Raw genomic sequence first — 17282 nt, forward strand, 5'->3', positions numbered from 1 at the left:
TATTTGATCAAAATGCGTTGTATTTACAACGCTATTTCCTTTATGAAATTGGCTTGACTGCGATCATTAAACAGAAATTAAGCCTTGAGTCTGTTATCGATACGGATGTGATCAAACCGATTATAGCTGAACTGTTTGATTCATCTACGCGGCAAAAAGACGATCAAATTGACTGGCAAAAGGTTGCGGTAGGCATTGCAGCGACACGTAGTTTTAGTTTAATTACCGGTGGTCCAGGGACAGGTAAAACGACCACAGTGGCGAAACTACTTGCTTTGCTATTTGCAATTCAACTCACTCGAAACAAAACCCTCAAAGTACAATTAGTTGCGCCAACAGGTAAAGCTGCAGCCAGATTAACAGAGTCGATTATTGCAGCGAAAAACACACTTCCCGAACAATATAATGCGGGCTTAAACTTGCAAACGAGTACTATCCACCGACTGTTAGGTAGTCAACCAGGACGAGCAGAGTTTAAGTATAATGCGAATAATTTACTGCATTTAGATGCGTTGATTGTCGATGAGGCTTCTATGGTGGATTTGCCTCTTATGTATAAATTGATGAGTGCAATTCCGCTACATACAAAAGTAATCTTGCTGGGTGATCACAATCAACTTTCTTCGGTTGAAACGGGCAGTGTTTTATCAGATATTTGCCATGCTGCATTGATGGGAAAACTAAATCCCGAATATTCGCCTCAGACCGCACGCTTAATTGAAGATATTTGTGACCAAGATGTGCCCAGCAGAAACCAATTAAAGCCGATTCCAGAGATTACAGATTGTCTGGTCAAGCTGCAAAAAAGTCACCGCTTTTCTTCCCAAAGTGGCATTGGCTTATTGGCCAAACAGGTGATAACAGGTGAAGCCGATTCGGTTCAGTCAATCTTGGCCGACGTCAACCAAGAATCTTTGATTTGGCATCAAAATGGCAGCCCCCAAGTGTTTGCTCAACAATATGCAAGTCAGCTAAATCGTTATTTTTCAGCAGTTAGTCAAAGTAATCTAGAAGACAGTTTTAACTATTTGTTTGAACAACAAATATTGTGTGCTTATAAAACAGGTGAGTGGGGCGTTGAGAATATTAATTACTTAATTACGCGGGAACTGGATCGCCAAGGATATATTTCAATAGAAGAGAAAGACTTCATTGGACGGCCGATCATGTTAAGTAAAAACGATAATAACTTGGGGTTGTTTAACGGTGATGTAGGAATTGTAATGCCCGATCCAAGCAACAAACAATTGAAAAAAGCCTGGTTTAAAACAGCGGAAGGTGGATATAAAGGGGTGTTATTGAGTCGTTTACCAGAGCACTCGCCAGTATTTGCAATGACAATACATAAAAGTCAGGGCTCTGAATTTAATCAAGTCTATCTTTGCTTGCCTGATGCGAGTTTTTACCCATTGGCAAAAGGATTGAGTCGCGAGCTTTTTTATACTGGACTGACTCGCGCACGTGAAAAATTTGTGCTTTACAGTTCTGCGGATAGCTTACAGTCTTGTATCAAAAATGTTTGTTCGCGCAGCAGTGGATTAGCACAGAGGTTATCCTTGTAACAACATGAACGATTCCTTTACACATCTTTAGGTGGCACCATCCATTCGGGGCCAGCATTGTTTAATTGAGCTTCAATTTCTAATCGATATTTGTCTCTTAGTGCCTGCATTTTTCTCAGTCGAGTTTTAAAATCAGCAGATTGTCTAATTTCATCATAAATCGGATCGATGAAGGTAGAAATGTAACCCAGTGCAATCATGCGATCTATCCACCTATAGCTTTGTTGGTAATCCCCTTTGAGTATTGCAAATAATGCTCGCTGGTTCAGTTCATTGATATTGTCCACTTCCTGCGGAGATTTTATTGGAAAGTATTCATTCAACATGCGAAAAAGTTGCTCATTGTTCTCGCCAAGTGTCTTTCGTGTATGTGCTAAAGCAATAAAGAAGTCTGCGCTGACAGTATTTTCAATGGGCCTGTCTAATAACTTGTACGCCTTAATATAGGCGTCCACAATTTGTTTGGTCTTAGTAAACTGACGTAAATAGTACAAAAACCAAGCTACGTCGGTCATTTCTGTAACCTTAGGCAACTCGCTAGTAGCTAATGCTAAGTTATTGGTATAGATGCCAAACCAAACCTGACTCGCCGGTGTATCATGATAATAAATAGCGTGCTGGTACAATCCGGTTAAGTTGTAGACTTTTGCAAGCCCTTTTTGAATGGTGGTACTTTGCGGGTTTAAAAAATAGGCATTTTGCAACATTACATGGGCGTCGGTATATTTCCCTGTTTTAATCGCCAAATCTGCCAATACGCTATATCCAAATGGCAGAGTAGGGTGCAGGCGTACCAGGTCATTGCCAATGCTTTTAGCACTGGCTTTGTCATCTATTGACACATAAATACGCGCAAGATTACTTAAAATATTAATCGATAAGGGATCGAGTGTTCGGGCCTTTTTGTATTGTTCTATTGCGTCGTTTAACTTTCCTTGCTCCCACAAAATTCCGCCTAATAGAAAATAGGCATTTGCATAATTTTGATTCGCTTCTATCGCTTGGTTTGCATATTGTTGAGCTTGTTTTATAGATGTTGCTGTATTTTTATCTTTCTCTAGGTAAGCGGCACTAGCAAGTACTTCTGCCGAATTAGGTGCGAGCTCTAGTGCTCTTGCGACCAAAGGCGAGGCTTTGTCTTGTGACTCTTGTTTATTCATGCCTGCATAGGCTTCCATGAGCAGGTAGGTTTCCGATAATCCAGAATAGGCATGGGCGAATTGGGGATCTAAATCAATGACTTTGGTAAATCCTGCAACTGCTAAACGTAAACTTTCGGGGGAACGTAATTTTTGATTTTCTCTCGCTTGTAGATATAGTTCGTAAGCTTGCAGTGATAATGTCTTGTCCGAATCAGCTAATGGAACAACAGTTAATTTCCCTTTTAGCTTTTGAATAATTTCACTGGCTATCTCGTCTTGAACCGCAAACAAATTTTGTGCGGATAACGGGCGATCATAGGTTTCTGACCATATGTGTTCGTCAGTTTTTGCATTAATTAACTGGGCAGTAATGCGAATAGTATTTCCTGATTTACGCACACTGCCTTCTAAAATGTGTGCAACTTTGAGCACTTGTGCAATTTCCTTGACGGTTGAATCTTTACCAAAGAATGCGAATGAAGAAGTACGAGATACTACCCTTAAGCCTTTGATACGACTTAATAAGTTAAGTAATTCCTCAGAAATGCCATGACCAAAATAACCTTGGTCGTTGCTGGCAGAAAAGTCATTGAATGGCAGAACAGCAATGGATTGAGTGGCTGAACTAAGTACTTCTTCAACTTTTGAATCGCTAACTTGTTTGTTTACCTCAAGATTAGTCTCACTTTTTGAACTATTGCTTAAATGGAACCACATAGCAGAAATCAGTGCGGCACTAATGAGTCCTGTCAGGGTGAAAATTATGATGGTATTTTTGGAGTGTTCAGCGTTACTTAAAACTGGATTTTTTGCGGTTCGCTTGAATCCTTTTGCTGTAAATTGAAACAGCCAAGACAATAATACAGCAATGGGAAAACCGATTACTACAAGCACGGTTGAAAGCGTGTCAAACCAAGCTGGTAAGTACAATGCACTTTCTAGTACTACGGCTAATTGCATCAACAACCAACCCACTACGGCGTAACCACCGATCACATTGAAAACATTCCGCCTTCTTAGCTCTGCAATAAAGCTATTCATTAAATATCCTAATCAAGATAGTTCCCAAGCGTTAACCGATAATTACTAATATCACCAACTAGCTGTTTAAAAATTATGCAACTATAGTGGTTAAGTGTAAAGTAATGATGTTCATGGAAATTTTTCGAAGTATTGCAAAAATATTCAAACCAGCATTTCAATCGAAATAAAAGGAAAATGGCAATGGCATTTGATACAGACTTAAATCATCTACATCCTGTTGTACGCGATAAAGTGAAAAACGTGATAGCAAGTCTTGAGCGACATAATATTCCACTTAAACTGCTAGAAGGTTATCGTTCACCTGTTCGTCAAGAAGAGCTGCATAACCAAGGTGCAACTGAGCCGCCTTGGAAGTCTCCGCTTCAGTATGGTCTCGGTTGTGTGTTCGCAATAGACGAAGAGGCATCGCAAGATCAGCGCGCAGACGCCAGCGAATGGTGGAATCAACTTTCTCAGTTTGCAGAAGCGGCAGAGTTAGAAGTGAGTAACGTTGAAAAATCACAATTAATTAGCCCTAGAATTGACGTTAAAAAATTGTTTAAAGGACATTATCCTGAAGGGGGGGATGAAAGTTGGGCAAAAAATTTAGAGGTGCATATCACTTATTGGAATAAATATCCTAAACCTCCTGTACCAAATTTATCATCTAGCCAAGATAGGCCATTTTCGCCTCAAAGTGAACGAGATGAAAAGTCTACCCAATAGCGAGGTAATATAAGACTGTTCCAGTTAATCACTATGAGGCACTCTTTGCACCTGCTTGGTTAACCAAGCAGGTATCTACAATCATTGGTTTTGTTTAAAAACTTGTTTCTAAGTTGGCGTGTGTTTAATCGCGCATCTGTCCGCGCAACAAATTGGCACTATTAGTCACACTGGCAATGGTACCTAGCACTCCAGCCATAGACGCCGCAATAATATAGATAGACTCGCCTGACGTCAGGGCTATGCCGCCGATAATCAAAATAATGATGACACCCAAAGGAAGCCGGTAACTTTTCCAAAGACCTTCTTCGCCATGCTTCACTAATTGATTCAGGGTAGCGCTGGTTTCCGCATGTAAAATAAAGTGAGTAAAGCTGTGATTAACGATTTCGATATTGCCTTTACGCACGGTAATTAACCCATTTAGGGCTAAGTGTTCAATCATTTGCGTGTTCGCGGGATTTAATTTTTGACGTTTGGCTAAGTTTAAGAGCGCCAGTTTTTCAGCGCGCGAACAAGACTCCCATTTAAAACGATAAAGTGCTTCGGCATTTAGCAAAATGTAATTGATGGTACTCCAACGGCTTTCGATATTAAGTTGTTCATCTTTTCTCCAAATGTGTGACCAAGAATCGAGTTCAGTGTTTTGTTCAACTTCTTGTTGAAGGAATTGCAATTCTGGAAAAGCAGATACTTCATCTTTTAGTAACTGCCAATCGATTCCTTGTTTAAAACTCTCAGGTATCACTACAATAAAGTCCATTAAACACTCTGCCCAAGACAAATATTCGGCATGATCTAAAACGCTGCTTTGATCAAGCATCAAGGGATCTTTCATTTTCACTCGTTGTAAACTGTGGAAACCTGTAAATATTGTAAAGCTATCTAGTTGGCCGGATAGGGTTAATGATTTTAACTCCATGATCAAATCGAGTAATAATTGTCTAAATTCACTTTTCTCTAAACAGGTTTCTATATCCCATAATTCAACTGCAATTTTCGCGTTATCACAGCGAATAATATTCAACTTGAGATTGGGTAGAAATGTGTTTTCACTACTAAATTTCTGCAGACAAGGACTGATATCAAATAAATAGTCAAAACCTTCTAATAGTTGATTGCTCCGTTGTTCTTTGACGTGTTGCATACTGCGTAACAGTAGGGATAGCCCTATTCCATTAAGTTTAATCGTGTCACATTCAATTTTTAGGTTTTCACTACGTTGTTCAAAATGCAGTGTTTGTACTGATCGCGTCATGCGACTGATATGTTGTAGGAATCGCTCTGGGCAATATAAGCGATTCCACAATAAGTGAGAGTTAAACTTAAACCATGCCCAAATAAGAACGGCGAAAATACATGCGTAAAACAAGATTGTTTCTACTAGACTATTTGGTTTTCTGTGTTTTTCAGTTAAATAAGCTTGGAAATCTGCGCTAGGTACATAAGTCGCTGCAAGTTCTTTATCTAGAATATAAATGTTTATCCATTGCCATAAATAGGTGGCTCCGAAAACAGAACTTAGGCTAGGGTAGTCGTCTGGGTGAACTTGTGTTGAATGATTTTGACAATCTCCGTCTCGACGCGTTAAACGTTCACGCCAATTTTTATCTAACGGTAGTAAATCGGTTGGTGCGATTCGCTTAGACGTGATGGAGTTAGGATAGCGACTTAAACCAATCGATGTAACTTCTTGCCGCTCGTAATTTAACCAGTTGCAAGCAAGCTGTTGATAATGGAAATCTAAACTTTTTTCAGGTGTACTTGCGGTTTCTTGCAAGTACAAAAAATGGATACTAACGGCGATTAACACCGCGATGATGAGTCTTTTTGAGCCAAGTCTTGCTGATACTAATGTGGTTTCATTTAGTTGTTTGTAAGGAAAACAAAAATGTTTATAACATCCCCGATAAACAAAAAAAGTTGCAATGGTTAAGCCGATAAATGGTAGCCATAAAGACCAATTGAGTCCGTGACCATGGCTAATCAGGCCATCAATATTATGTCCTAAAATATACAAGCAGTAGCTGGTACTAAACAGCACTGAACTGACTAACATCACAAGCCTAACATTCAGTTTAGACGGTAAATTAAGTTTTTGTTTCAGCGTATTGGTATAAACAAAATGTCGAATCATTAATATACCCAACACCATCAAACCGATAATCGCCGCAAATGTAGTGGCAACGTACAAAAATTGATTACTCATAAACGTTTGAAGACTGTCATTGGGGTAAAAAACCACGATAGCCCATTTATCAATTACCGTGCTAGATAACGCAAAGCGCCCACTTTGACCGTGGTAGGTGCCTTCTATCAAGCCTTTATTTAGTTCCGGGTAATGATCTAATCCCGCTTTTAACCATTTACTTAATGAAGAGCTAGGGTCACCAGAGAAATATAAATTTTCCACCAATGAACGCCCAGAGTCATTGTGAAACAATACGTCGCCATTACTGCGATCTACAACCATATAATTAAAATCATAAGGTGGAGATTGTCCAAGGGTCATCGAAGGCAGTAATACATCAGCAGCTAAAATGTAATCATAGGTGTGCTCATCGCCGGGTGCTGAAATCGGCATCGAAATAGTTGTCCCACGGGTACCATTGGTGACATTTAATAACCTTTGAATATAAATGTTATGGAATTGGGCCGAGTCAGCATGCTGACTTTGTTCGGCCTTGTCATCTGTAGCTGTTGACGTGTTATTCGGCTCAGTGATACGCGCGATATCCCAACCTTTTTGATCTCTTACTTTTTTGTAATAGTTACGATGGGATAAGTTAAAGGTTGCAGGCAGTGCGTTGCTTTCTTGAAAATTAAGTGAAGGTAGAACCGAGTTACCTTCTTTATTAATAGCAAACGCAGACAAAATAGTATGGTTTTGCTGCTGTTTAAATCCACTAGCAATCGACGTATTTAAGGATTTTTCTGAATCTAAGTTTAGGGTTTGGTTGTTAGAATAAAAATCCAGGGTCACATCATCTGCTTTATTCGAAGAGAATGCTTTTAACATCACGTTTATAGCGTGATCATCAAACTCAAGCTGGATTACATTATCGGTCTTGGCATCTTTGGGGCAATTATAAGTTATCGAGTAGGTTTTGTTAGGGGTGCTAGCGCTACCAGGTAACCAATAGTTGGGCGTGTTGTCGTTGCAATGTAATTTATTAAGGCTTAACACTGCTTTTTTCATTGAGTCATTAAAGTCGCTTATGTCCTCATTGCTGAAACTGTTATAGATCTCAGACTTTTTAGAGAACTTTGCTAAGGTCGCTAAAATTTCTGTATAAAATGACTTATATTGATCCAATCGGGTAAATACTTGATTGATATCTTTACGTAGTTTGTTATCAAGGTGATGGGCGTACTCCAGTGCTATTTGGTCTTTTTCTAGTTGCAACAACGATTTCTGCATGTATCCCAGTGTAAATGCCAAAATAACGATGAAAAAACTGTAACTAGCAGCCACAGTTAGCAAACGATACGTTTTGGTAATTGATTGGTTTTTAGGTAATAAAAATAAACGCAACAAACACCACATAAACAACAGACTGACTAGGGTGACCACGAGTAAAGATAAGTTCCAATCGTTATTTTCTCGGTTGGCTAGCTTGCTTTGTGGCAACAATCCAACCAGATACAATTTTTCTAAATCGATCGATTTAGCAGAGCTGTCACTGCCCTTGGTAGTATCCGATGCCTTTTTGAGTGGTGTTTCTAAAGAAAAGGGGAAGACAAACACGCGAAATTCGCCATAGGAGATTTTCATGTCTACATGGTTGCTATAACTTGGCAGGCTAGCGTTGTTTCCATCGCTTTGTTGCGATTGGGACTCACTGAAATTAAATTGGAATTGTTTGTTTTTGCGTTGAATCTGCTGATTAATGCTGCGTAGTTCAACTATGGATATGGTGCGCTCGTCACCGACTGTGGCAATGACCTTGCCGTTGATATCAGCAAATAAATATTGGCTAAACCCTTTTTTAGGGCTGGGGAGGATATCTTCAAATGATAATTCGGCTTCGAACTGTTCAGCACCTGACTCTTGGTCTGCAGTGACATGTAAGGTTTTACCAATGATTGAATACTTAAATGAATCAACTTTTAATAAGTTTTGTTCTGAAGAGGCTTTTCGGGTATAGCTAGGTAGCAATGATCGAATTGAAGAAATACCTTCCTTAAAACGGTGCATACTGTCTAATTTGTTTAAATTTTCTTGAAATTCATTGGATGCTTCGTAAAGCACTCTATAATAGTCATGGTTAGCTGTGCGATCTTTTTGGTTTAAAAGCGCGTAGTAACCTATTGCTGCAAAAATTAGCAAAATTAGAATGCCGTAAACCCACGTTTTTTTAATGGGACCGGCAGTTGTCGATTTGGCAGTTTCCGATGGCATAATATTTTTCCCTATAGGGTTAATTAAGCTATCAAATTGTCTATTTTGCAAGCTAAAAAGGTTAAATTTTAATCATTTTTTGACCGGGAACCAATTTCGGTCAAGTAAAAAGGAAACGCGATGCCAGACCTATCTACGGACGAATTTATTGCCATTAGCAAATTACAACCTGAAGCGCGATTTGATTATGCGTTGGAGAAAATCACAGAACATAAAGAGTTGTGGGGGTTATTCGGCGAAAATGGTTGGTTATTATTGCAAGCGGAAGACGATGCTTGTATGCCAATTTGGCCAAGTGAATCATTTGCAAAAGCGTGGGAGAAAAACGATTTTCCGGATTGCAAACCCAAAACTATATCGTTAGAGGATTGGATGCAGCAGTGGTTGCCCGGAATGGAGAAAAATGGAACATTAATACTCGTTTTTCCTCTTAGTGAAGATGAAGAAGGTATAATGTTAGAGGCTAGTGAACTTACCGAGTGCTTTAACGAGTTGCAGGAATAAAGCCGCCATCTTCATTTGCTTTAACAAGATTATTTTAGGATATATCTTTATCGCGCTTTGTGACGGTATATCCTTATTATTCTTCACATCTATAAAACTATATGCGGACACATGAAAGATACTTCACTACGTCACTTTTTTCCTTTTTTTGAACATCACCAAAATGCAGAATTTGTCTATTTTGATAGTGCGGCCACTACTCAAAAGCCGTTAACTGTTTTAAATAGTATCCGCGATTTTTATTTATTAAAAAACGTAAATGTGCACCGTTCTTCTTTTTCATTAGCAAATCAGACAACTGCAGAGTTTGAAGCGACGCGATCAGCGGTCAGTGAATTTATTGGGTCGTCGCATAAAGACCAAATCGTGTTTACGAAAGGAGCGACAGAGAGTATTAATTTAATCGCTCGATCTCTTGAAGAAAAAGACTTCCCTAGCGGTGGCAGGATATTGGTTTCAGCCTCTGAGCATCACGCGAATCTTGTTCCATGGCAAATACTGGCGAAAAAGAAAAACTTGCATATTGATGTGATACCGATTGATGAAAATGGGATTTGGGACCTTGATGAAGGCTTAAAATTGCTTACTCAGCAAACCTGTATTTTGGCAATCGGTATGGTGTCCAATGCATTTGGCAGTATTCAACCGGTTCAGGCTTTTTTGCAAAAAGCAAAAGCATTTCAGACGATTTCTGTACTTGATGCAGCACAAGCCGTCGCCCATATTCCAATTGATGTGCAGGCGTTGGATTGTGACTTCTTGGTATTCAGTGGGCATAAAGCGTTTGCGCCGACAGGAACCGGAGTGTTGTACGGAAAACGAAAAATGCTTGCTAATTTACCGGTATTTTTGACCGGCGGAGAAATGGTCAAAGACGTCGAGTTCGATAGGGCCACTTATCAGTTAGCGCCATTGAAATTCGAGGCGGGAACACCGCACATTGAAGGGATTCTAGCGCTAAAAGACGCGTTAATGTTTATTACTGATAATCGTCAAAGCATATTACATCATGAGAAATTTTTATTGGATCATCTACTTCAAAAAATCCAACAAATTAAAAATGTTACTTTATATGGTGATAATAAAAATAGCATTGCGACTGTGTCATTTACGGTGGAGGGTTTGAATAGTCACGATGTGGGTATCATGCTGGCAGAGAAAGGAATTGCCGTGCGAGTTGGTCATCATTGCGCTATGCCTTTAATGAAACGGTTAGGTATAGCTGGCACGATTCGCGTCTCCCTTAGCTGTTATAACACGCAATCTGAAATTGATTATTTTATTGAACAACTACAAGCTGCTATTGAACAGTTAAGCCAGTCCACAGTTCAGCCATTGAAAGTACAGAGTGATGTTTCTACTGTGGCTACAGAACAGGCTAAATCCAAGGGGGAATTGGCTAGCGCCATTAAAGGGGCTAACGGTTGGGATCAAGTATTCCGGCAAATAATGTTGGCTGGAAAATCGTTGACGAGATTGGCAGATAATAAAAAATCTGCCGATGCAGAGATTTATGGTTGCGAATCACAAGTGTGGCTGGTGTGCTATGTCAATCAATCTCAAGATTTAATGTTTGAAGTTGATGCGAGTAGTAAAATTGTTCGTGGCCTATTAGCTGTTATTTTAGAGCCTATTCAAAATCAATCTGCTGAATTTGTTTCATCATTTGATTACAAATCTTATATGACTGAGATACAGTTAGAAAAACATTTAAGCGAAACACGTGGTAATGGTTTAAACGCGGTTATTCAGCGAATTAAACAACATGCAAAACAATATTTGTAAGTCAATGAGCTAATTGAGATTAGCTGTCTTACCTGGTAACGATAGGAAATATATGTCCCAAGAAAATGAAGTCAAGTTGCTCGCTCGAAATCTTAATGAGTCAGATTTTGAAGTGCTCAAAGTCATAATGAATAAGGTTTACCCTAATTTGGGTGGCTCTATCACTAAAAAACGCTATTTAGCGATGTTAAAGATATTCAGAGATGGGCAAATTTGTATAGAGGATGATGGGCAGGTCGTCGCTGCAGCTTTTTCAGTTATTGTCGATTACGATAAGTTTGGCGATGAACATACCTATGATGAAATAACTGGGAATTCTTATCTGACCACGCATGATCCTAACGGTGATGTTTTGTATGGTATTGAAGTATTTGTTGATCCTGAATATCGTAATCTACGCCTAGGACGCCGCTTGTATGAAGCCCGTAAAGAGCTTTGTCAGAGCTTGAATTTACGAGCAATCATTTTAGGTGGCAGAATACCCAATTACAAAAACCACAGTCACGAGTTATCACCGCAAAAGTACATAGAGGCGGTTAAACGAAGAGACCTTTATGATCCGATATTGACGTTCCAACTATCAAATGACTTTGAAGTGAAACGTGTTCTGCGCGGTTATATGCCTGAAGATAAAGAATCTCAAGGCTATGCAACACTGTTAGAGTGGTTCAATATTTATTATGAACCCAAGAAACGCAAATTATTCGGACATCAAAAAGACTCGGTACGAATTGGTTGTGTGCAATGGCAGATGCGTGAAATGCAAAGTGTCGATGAATTACTTCAACAGTTTGAGTATTTTGTTGACGCATTGTCAGACTATCGCTGCGACGTCGCGCTGTTTCCTGAGTTCTTCAACGCGCCATTGATGGGCTTGGGTGATCAAAGCTCGTCAATTGAAGCGATAAAACATCTTGCCACTTACACAGATGAAATTGTGACTGCCGTTTCACATATGGCGGTGAGCTACAACATTAATATTATTGCTGGCTCAATGCCGTTAATTGAAGAGGATTTGTTATACAACGTGGCCTATATCTGTAAACGTGATGGCACAATTGAATCGCAATATAAACTGCATCCCACGCCATCTGAAAAGAAAGATTGGGCGATGGAAGGTGGTGACAGGTTAACGTTATTTGAAACCGATTTCGGTCGCATTGGTGTGTTGATTTGTTATGACGTCGAGTTTCCAGAGCTTGCTCGTTTACTCAGTGAAGAAGAAATGCAAATTTTGTTTGTACCTTTCTGGACAGACACCAAAAACGGTTACCTCAGGGTTAAGCGTTGTGCACAGGCAAGAGCCATTGAAAACGAATGTTATGTTGCAATTGCGGGTAGTATCGGAAATCTACCCAAAGTTGATAATGTTGATATTCAATATGGTCAAACTGCGGTCTTCTCGCCCTCTGATTTTGCGTTCCCGCATGATGCAGTAATGGCTGAGACCACTCCCAACACAGAAATGACCTTAATTGTGGATGTGGACCTCGATAAACTGCAAATATTGCAAAATACCGGCTCAGTGCGTAACTTTTTGGATAAGCGTCGTGATCTCTACAAAATCGAATGGTTAGGTGAAAAGAGCATTACCAAACAGGTTAAGTAAACCTCGTTTAAATGTCACTTTGGATGAGCGTTTTTCGCTTCTATCCACTGTGACATGTACTGTGTAGATTTGTGAGAATGGTGTTGTAGCATCATTCCCGTAAAATTATTCAATCTCAATTGGGACAAATTGTTCTGACAATGCACAATGCGCTCACTTAAACGCTTTCGAATTTCTACTGAATTGAATCGTTCAGTCAAAAGTTGATAGCCGTAAGTTGAAGCTTCACTCCATTTTTCCGCGTCTGTATATAATTGAATTGCTAGTTCGGCGAATACCTGCGGATCGTCTTCAATTCCGCCTGGCCAAGTTACCGAATCATGCATTCCTTGGCTTCCAATATTTGTAGTGACTGATGGTGTGCCTGTCCACATTGCGTCTGCTAATTTTCCTTTCAAGCCGGCTCCAAATCTCAACGGTGCTAAACATACTCTACTTTGTTCCAGTACATGCAAAGCGTCGTCAGCCCAACCATCCACGTAAAATCCTGTTTTAGGGTTATGCAGAGCGGTAGCTTTAGGAGGAGGATATGCACCATAGATGTGAAGTTCAGCTGTCGGTATTTTTTTACGGATAATTGGCCAAATAGTTTGCTTAAGGTATAAAACTGCATCCCAATTAGGCGCGTGACGGAAATTACCGATACTGACAAAATGTTGTCGCTGAGAAAATCCATAGGATGAGGGAGTTAACTTTTCTATGTCTAACATAAATGGACAATAATGCAGCAACGCTGGTGGAATCTGGAATTGTTCGGTAAGCAACTTCATTTCATAATCGGAGATGATCAACGTTAAGTCGCAACGATAAATCGAAGCTATTTCTCGCATCGCCATATCGCTTTTGAGGTCTGCTTCAGTGACAGCAACAGACTTTTTAAAGGCTTTGTGACGCGCATCTCGCAAAAAATGTAAGTCTTCTGTATCTAATATTCGAATCGCATTTGGACATTGTTGTGCGACTCGCCATGAAAATTGCTCTTCCATCATAAAGCGGTCAAAAAGCACAGCATCAGGGGCTAATTGTGAGACGAACTGGTCAAAAGAAGAGTGGTTAAGTGCTATGCTTACCTCTTCGATCCCCATTGTCGATAAATCAATTTTATGTTCGGTTTTCATTGCCGGACTTGCAAACCAAATTTGATAGCCAAATGCTTGAAATGATTTCAGTAAACTAAGCATGTGCTTGCCTGCAGCAGACGAATTTGGTTCGGGCCACACATAACCTATTACTAAAAGCCGTTTTTTCGTGTCTTGTTGAGGAGTATTCATGCAGACCTATTGGTTTTTCAATGTTTCTTTTTATGCAAGACTGTCATTATTGACATTATCGCTTTCTAAATGTGGCATTGGATGATAACGCTATGAAGTTGCAGGTGAAAGTCATAATATTCTTTAAAACTCATTAATTGGAAACGTACATGCTGAACCACTTAGTCTTTGGTGCTGGCCTGATAGGGTGCTACCTAGGTGCGAATCTACAATATAATAAGCAAAGAGTTACACTGATTTGTCGAGAGCATATTGCGGATAAGTTATCCAAAGGCATTGTTTTAACTGACTATTTACAGCATCGCATTGCAGTTGAACCAATACCTTCCCTGACTTCGGTTGTTGACGCAATGGATTCGTTTGATGTTATTTGGCTGACTGTTAAATGCACAGCAGTAGAGACGGCATTGGCACAGCTACGTCTTATTGTTGGAAGTAAAACAACCCTTGTTTGTTGTCAAAATGGGTTAGGTTCTGAACAGCTTGTTAAGCAAGCTTTTCCAGATAATCAAGTATTACGTGCAATGGTGCCATTTAATGTTGTTGAATTGGCGGATGGTCATTTCCATCGAGGCTCTCAAGGTACGTTTGCGATTGAAGATAATCCAGCTAATTTTAATTTCGTTACAGATCTTGTTTCTCATATTGAATCTCCCGTTTTAGAGGCTTCAATTTGCAATGATATGGACTCTCTATTGTGGGCTAAACTGCAATTAAATTTAGGCAACAGTATTAACGCTTTAGCGGATATTCCAGTCAAAGCAATGCTACAACAGCGCAAGTATCGACAAGTAATTGCGCAAATGATGCGTGAACTGTTGTTGGTCACGGATGCGAAATCGATTGAACTACCTAAAGTTACCTCAATTTCTGCTCATTATTTGCCGGTAATACTGAATTTGCCAGACTGGTTATTTAAAATTGTAGCCAATCGGATGCTAGCAATAGATGAAAATGTAAGAACCTCTATGTGGTGGGATATTTCCCAAGCAAAACCAACCGAAATCGATTATTTAAATGGGGCAATTGTTGAACAAGCAAAGTTGTTGGGAATATCCACCCCAGTAAACCAAAAGGTAATAGAACTTATTTATCAATTAAGTAATAACAAATTACAAAACAAACGAAAAATCACAGGAAAACAGTTATATAATTTAGTTATGCCGAAGATTTAATAGGCGAAACGAATTATTTCACGGTAATTAAACAATATTAGTTCCCACTTTTGGGTAAATTATATTAATTTAACTACACTTGGTAGAGTAGAGGTTGAACGGAGATTCGATGGTGCATGTAGTGGACTATGCTTGTGAAGCAAAAGATATTTTCGTATTGCCCGATGCCGTGGTCCAAATTAAAAGACTGATCGATGATCATGCTACTGGTATGCAAGATATCGCTGAAGTGATTAATTATGATCCTGCTCTAACAATGCAAATTTTAAAAATTGCTAATAGCGCCTTGTATAAATTTCCAAATAAAATTAATTCGGTAACAAAAGCCATTCAAGTTATTGGAACTAATTCAGTCTATGATTTAGTTGTTGCATGCAGTATTTGTAAAGCGTTTTCTGAGATTGAATCAAATGTAATAGATCTAGAACGTTTTTGGGAAAGCTCAGTATATTGCGGTTTGTTATGTAAATACTTCGCTGAGCGTCAAAAACTAAAAGAATCGGAAAGATTGTTTGTGTCTGGTTTATTGCACAACGTGGGTGAGTTAGTAATGGTTAGATTTAACCCCGAAATCGCCATAAAATGTGCACAAATTAATGAAACGGAAACGCCCTTAGATCTACAATTAAAGTATTTAGATGGTTGTTCTTATGCAGATCTTGGCTCTACATTGGTTAAAATGTGGGGCATTCCCGATGAAATAGTAGTTCCCATTCGTAAACAACACTACAGTCAACATCCAGCTGAAAATATAGAAGATAAAATTATTCAGTTAAGCTACATCATGGCGTTAGATAACTGTAATCCTGAAATCTATTCTGGACAGGCAAATTTAGAAGTTGAATTATACGAATCATTGGGGTTAGAAAACGATGATTTAAACGCTGCGCTAAGTCATGTGGGTATGCAAAGCTTAAGTGTACTAGCAATGTTTAGCCCATCTTCGGTTGCTATTGTATAACGACAACTATAGTCATCGGCTTGAAACGAATTTGGAAAACCGTTGTTTTCCAAAATCATGTTTTTACGTATTCGATAAAATCGACGTTAGTCAAAAATTCCCACTGTTTGTCGACTAAGTGCAACCAATTTTCCACTCTGGTCCCATATGTTTCCTTCTGTGTGCGCATACCCATCTGCTGCTTGCCTGGTTGTAGCTTGAAATGCAAACCAATCGGAAGGATTGAAATCTTGATGAGGATGAATAAATTCTATATTCCAACTCATGGTGCTTGCAGGTGCTGGTAAACGAAGCATTTGTAATACTGTGGGTGGCCATGCATCAATTAAACTAATTAAATGCGCGTCGCTTATTTGTTTTGGTGGCTGTTTAAATCGCATCCAACCCTTAATATTACTTTTTTTACTGCCCGTAAATGGAAGCCCACCCTCAACAGATGAAAGTTGATAATACCTTAAAAATTTAGGTGTTATTTTGGGAATTTGCGGTAAGAACATCGCTTTTTTGGGGAGAGGCATATCGTGTATATCGGAGTTTTCAACCGATATTTTTGATTTTCTACCTACACCAAAACACACTTGACAAGATAGGCTTGTTTTTTGGTTTTGCACGATTCGGCCTAGTGCTTGAGTCGCATTTTTTCCTTGGCGTAATATTTCTACTTGAATCTCAAACGGCTCTTCTACCGTTAGAGGGCCGACAAAATTACAATTAAAAGAGCGCATTACTCTATCTTCAGGAATTTTTTGTTTAATTGCCATGTAAGCGACTGCAGCGGATAGTCCACCGAATACGGTTCGGCCTTGACCCCATTGTTTGGGTATGGTCATGTTTGGATGATTTTCAGCATCTTGGCTGTGAGCCACTGCTTTTTCTAATAGTTCGTCTATTGTCATAAATGCGTCCTTATTTACAGGTGCTTTTATAACTAGTTACTGGTCCGATGTCCACCCTGATTCCATATGCATCAGGTATTTATTATAACTATTCAAGTCCGAGAACACTTTGACTAGCTTTCCAGCCGGTATTTTGGCTGAACTATCAATCTCTATGATGATAATTATTTTATTTACAAATGGTTAACAAGAATCCTTGTTATTTTTAAGCGATGGCCATTAGTAT

Annotated in this window: 11 protein-coding genes; 7 read left to right on the forward strand and 4 right to left on the reverse strand. The window is 39.2% G+C overall.

Annotation, left to right across the window (positions count from 1 at the left end; translation table 11 throughout):
• The first annotated feature begins 17 nt into the window (after positions 1–17).
• Positions 18–1562, forward strand: a complete 1545-nt coding sequence (gene recD, locus GLIP_RS07500; RefSeq protein ID WP_008844001.1) for an exodeoxyribonuclease V subunit alpha — start codon at positions 18–20, stop codon at positions 1560–1562.
• 17 nt (positions 1563–1579) lie between these two features.
• Here recD and GLIP_RS07505 read toward each other — a convergent pair whose 3' ends face one another.
• Complete coding sequence (locus GLIP_RS07505) at positions 1580–3745, reverse strand: tetratricopeptide repeat protein (RefSeq protein WP_008844002.1); 2166 nt, start codon at positions 3743–3745, stop codon at positions 1580–1582.
• Positions 3746–3928: 183 nt separating this feature from the next.
• On the opposite strand from GLIP_RS07505, the gene GLIP_RS07510 reads away from it, so the two are divergent.
• Positions 3929–4453, forward strand: a complete 525-nt coding sequence (locus tag GLIP_RS07510; RefSeq protein ID WP_008844003.1) for a M15 family metallopeptidase domain-containing protein — start codon at positions 3929–3931, stop codon at positions 4451–4453.
• 124 nt (positions 4454–4577) lie between these two features.
• Here the strand turns inward: GLIP_RS07510 and GLIP_RS07515 are convergent, their stop codons facing one another.
• Positions 4578–8855 (reverse strand): hypothetical protein, encoded by a 4278-nt coding sequence (locus tag GLIP_RS07515; RefSeq protein ID WP_008844004.1) that lies wholly within the window; start codon positions 8853–8855, stop codon positions 4578–4580.
• 120 nt (positions 8856–8975) lie between these two features.
• Here GLIP_RS07515 and GLIP_RS07520 point away from each other — a divergent pair, with 120 nt between their 5' ends.
• The 3 genes from GLIP_RS07520 (at position 8976) to GLIP_RS07530 (ending at position 12753) form a co-directional block, all read left to right on the forward strand.
• Entirely contained in the window at positions 8976–9359 is a 384-nt protein-coding gene (locus GLIP_RS07520; protein WP_008844005.1) for a DUF2750 domain-containing protein, read from the forward strand.
• 111 nt (positions 9360–9470) lie between these two features.
• Positions 9471–11144: an aminotransferase class V-fold PLP-dependent enzyme gene (locus GLIP_RS07525; protein WP_008844006.1), complete on the forward strand. Its 1674-nt coding sequence runs from the start codon at positions 9471–9473 to the stop codon at positions 11142–11144.
• Between the two features lie 52 nt (positions 11145–11196).
• The gene (locus tag GLIP_RS07530; protein ID WP_008844007.1) at positions 11197–12753 is read left to right on the forward strand and encodes a bifunctional GNAT family N-acetyltransferase/carbon-nitrogen hydrolase family protein; all 1557 of its coding nucleotides are present in this window, start codon (positions 11197–11199) and stop codon (positions 12751–12753) included.
• Positions 12754–12767: 14 nt separating this feature from the next.
• Here GLIP_RS07530 and GLIP_RS07535 read toward each other — a convergent pair whose 3' ends face one another.
• Positions 12768–14024, reverse strand: a complete 1257-nt coding sequence (locus GLIP_RS07535) for a glycosyltransferase (RefSeq protein ID WP_008844008.1) — start codon at positions 14022–14024, stop codon at positions 12768–12770.
• Positions 14025–14173: 149 nt separating this feature from the next.
• On the opposite strand from GLIP_RS07535, the gene GLIP_RS07540 reads away from it, so the two are divergent.
• Positions 14174–15199, forward strand: a complete 1026-nt coding sequence (locus tag GLIP_RS07540; RefSeq protein WP_008844009.1) for a 2-dehydropantoate 2-reductase — start codon at positions 14174–14176, stop codon at positions 15197–15199.
• 109 nt (positions 15200–15308) lie between these two features.
• The gene (locus tag GLIP_RS07545) at positions 15309–16160 is read left to right on the forward strand and encodes an HDOD domain-containing protein (protein WP_008844010.1); all 852 of its coding nucleotides are present in this window, start codon (positions 15309–15311) and stop codon (positions 16158–16160) included.
• Positions 16161–16246: 86 nt separating this feature from the next.
• Here GLIP_RS07545 and GLIP_RS07550 read toward each other — a convergent pair whose 3' ends face one another.
• Positions 16247–17056: an acyl-CoA thioesterase gene (locus tag GLIP_RS07550; protein ID WP_008844011.1), complete on the reverse strand. Its 810-nt coding sequence runs from the start codon at positions 17054–17056 to the stop codon at positions 16247–16249.
• Positions 17057–17282 lie beyond the last annotated feature (226 nt).

Origin of the sequence: Aliiglaciecola lipolytica E3 (assembly GCF_000314975.1) — a bacterium.
In the GTDB taxonomy this organism is placed as follows: domain Bacteria; phylum Pseudomonadota; class Gammaproteobacteria; order Enterobacterales; family Alteromonadaceae; genus Aliiglaciecola; species Aliiglaciecola lipolytica.

Bases quoted from the DNA above. Each gene is read 5' to 3' on its own strand.
- GLIP_RS07550 (WP_008844011.1), bottom strand. From the start codon at position 17,056: ATGACAATAGACGAACTATTAGAAAAAGCAGTGGCTCACAGCCAAGAT.
- GLIP_RS07540 (WP_008844009.1), top strand. From the start codon at position 14,174: ATGCTGAACCACTTAGTCTTTGGTGCTGGCCTGATAGGGTGCTACCTA.
- GLIP_RS07510 (WP_008844003.1), top strand. From the start codon at position 3,929: ATGGCATTTGATACAGACTTAAATCATCTACATCCTGTTGTACGCGAT.
- GLIP_RS07505 (WP_008844002.1), bottom strand. From the start codon at position 3,745: ATGAATAGCTTTATTGCAGAGCTAAGAAGGCGGAATGTTTTCAATGTG.
- GLIP_RS07530 (WP_008844007.1), top strand. From the start codon at position 11,197: ATGTCCCAAGAAAATGAAGTCAAGTTGCTCGCTCGAAATCTTAATGAG.
- GLIP_RS07525 (WP_008844006.1), top strand. From the start codon at position 9,471: ATGAAAGATACTTCACTACGTCACTTTTTTCCTTTTTTTGAACATCAC.
- GLIP_RS07545 (WP_008844010.1), top strand. From the start codon at position 15,309: ATGGTGCATGTAGTGGACTATGCTTGTGAAGCAAAAGATATTTTCGTA.
- GLIP_RS07535 (WP_008844008.1), bottom strand. From the start codon at position 14,024: ATGAATACTCCTCAACAAGACACGAAAAAACGGCTTTTAGTAATAGGT.
- GLIP_RS07520 (WP_008844005.1), top strand. From the start codon at position 8,976: ATGCCAGACCTATCTACGGACGAATTTATTGCCATTAGCAAATTACAA.
- GLIP_RS07515 (WP_008844004.1), bottom strand. From the start codon at position 8,855: ATGCCATCGGAAACTGCCAAATCGACAACTGCCGGTCCCATTAAAAAA.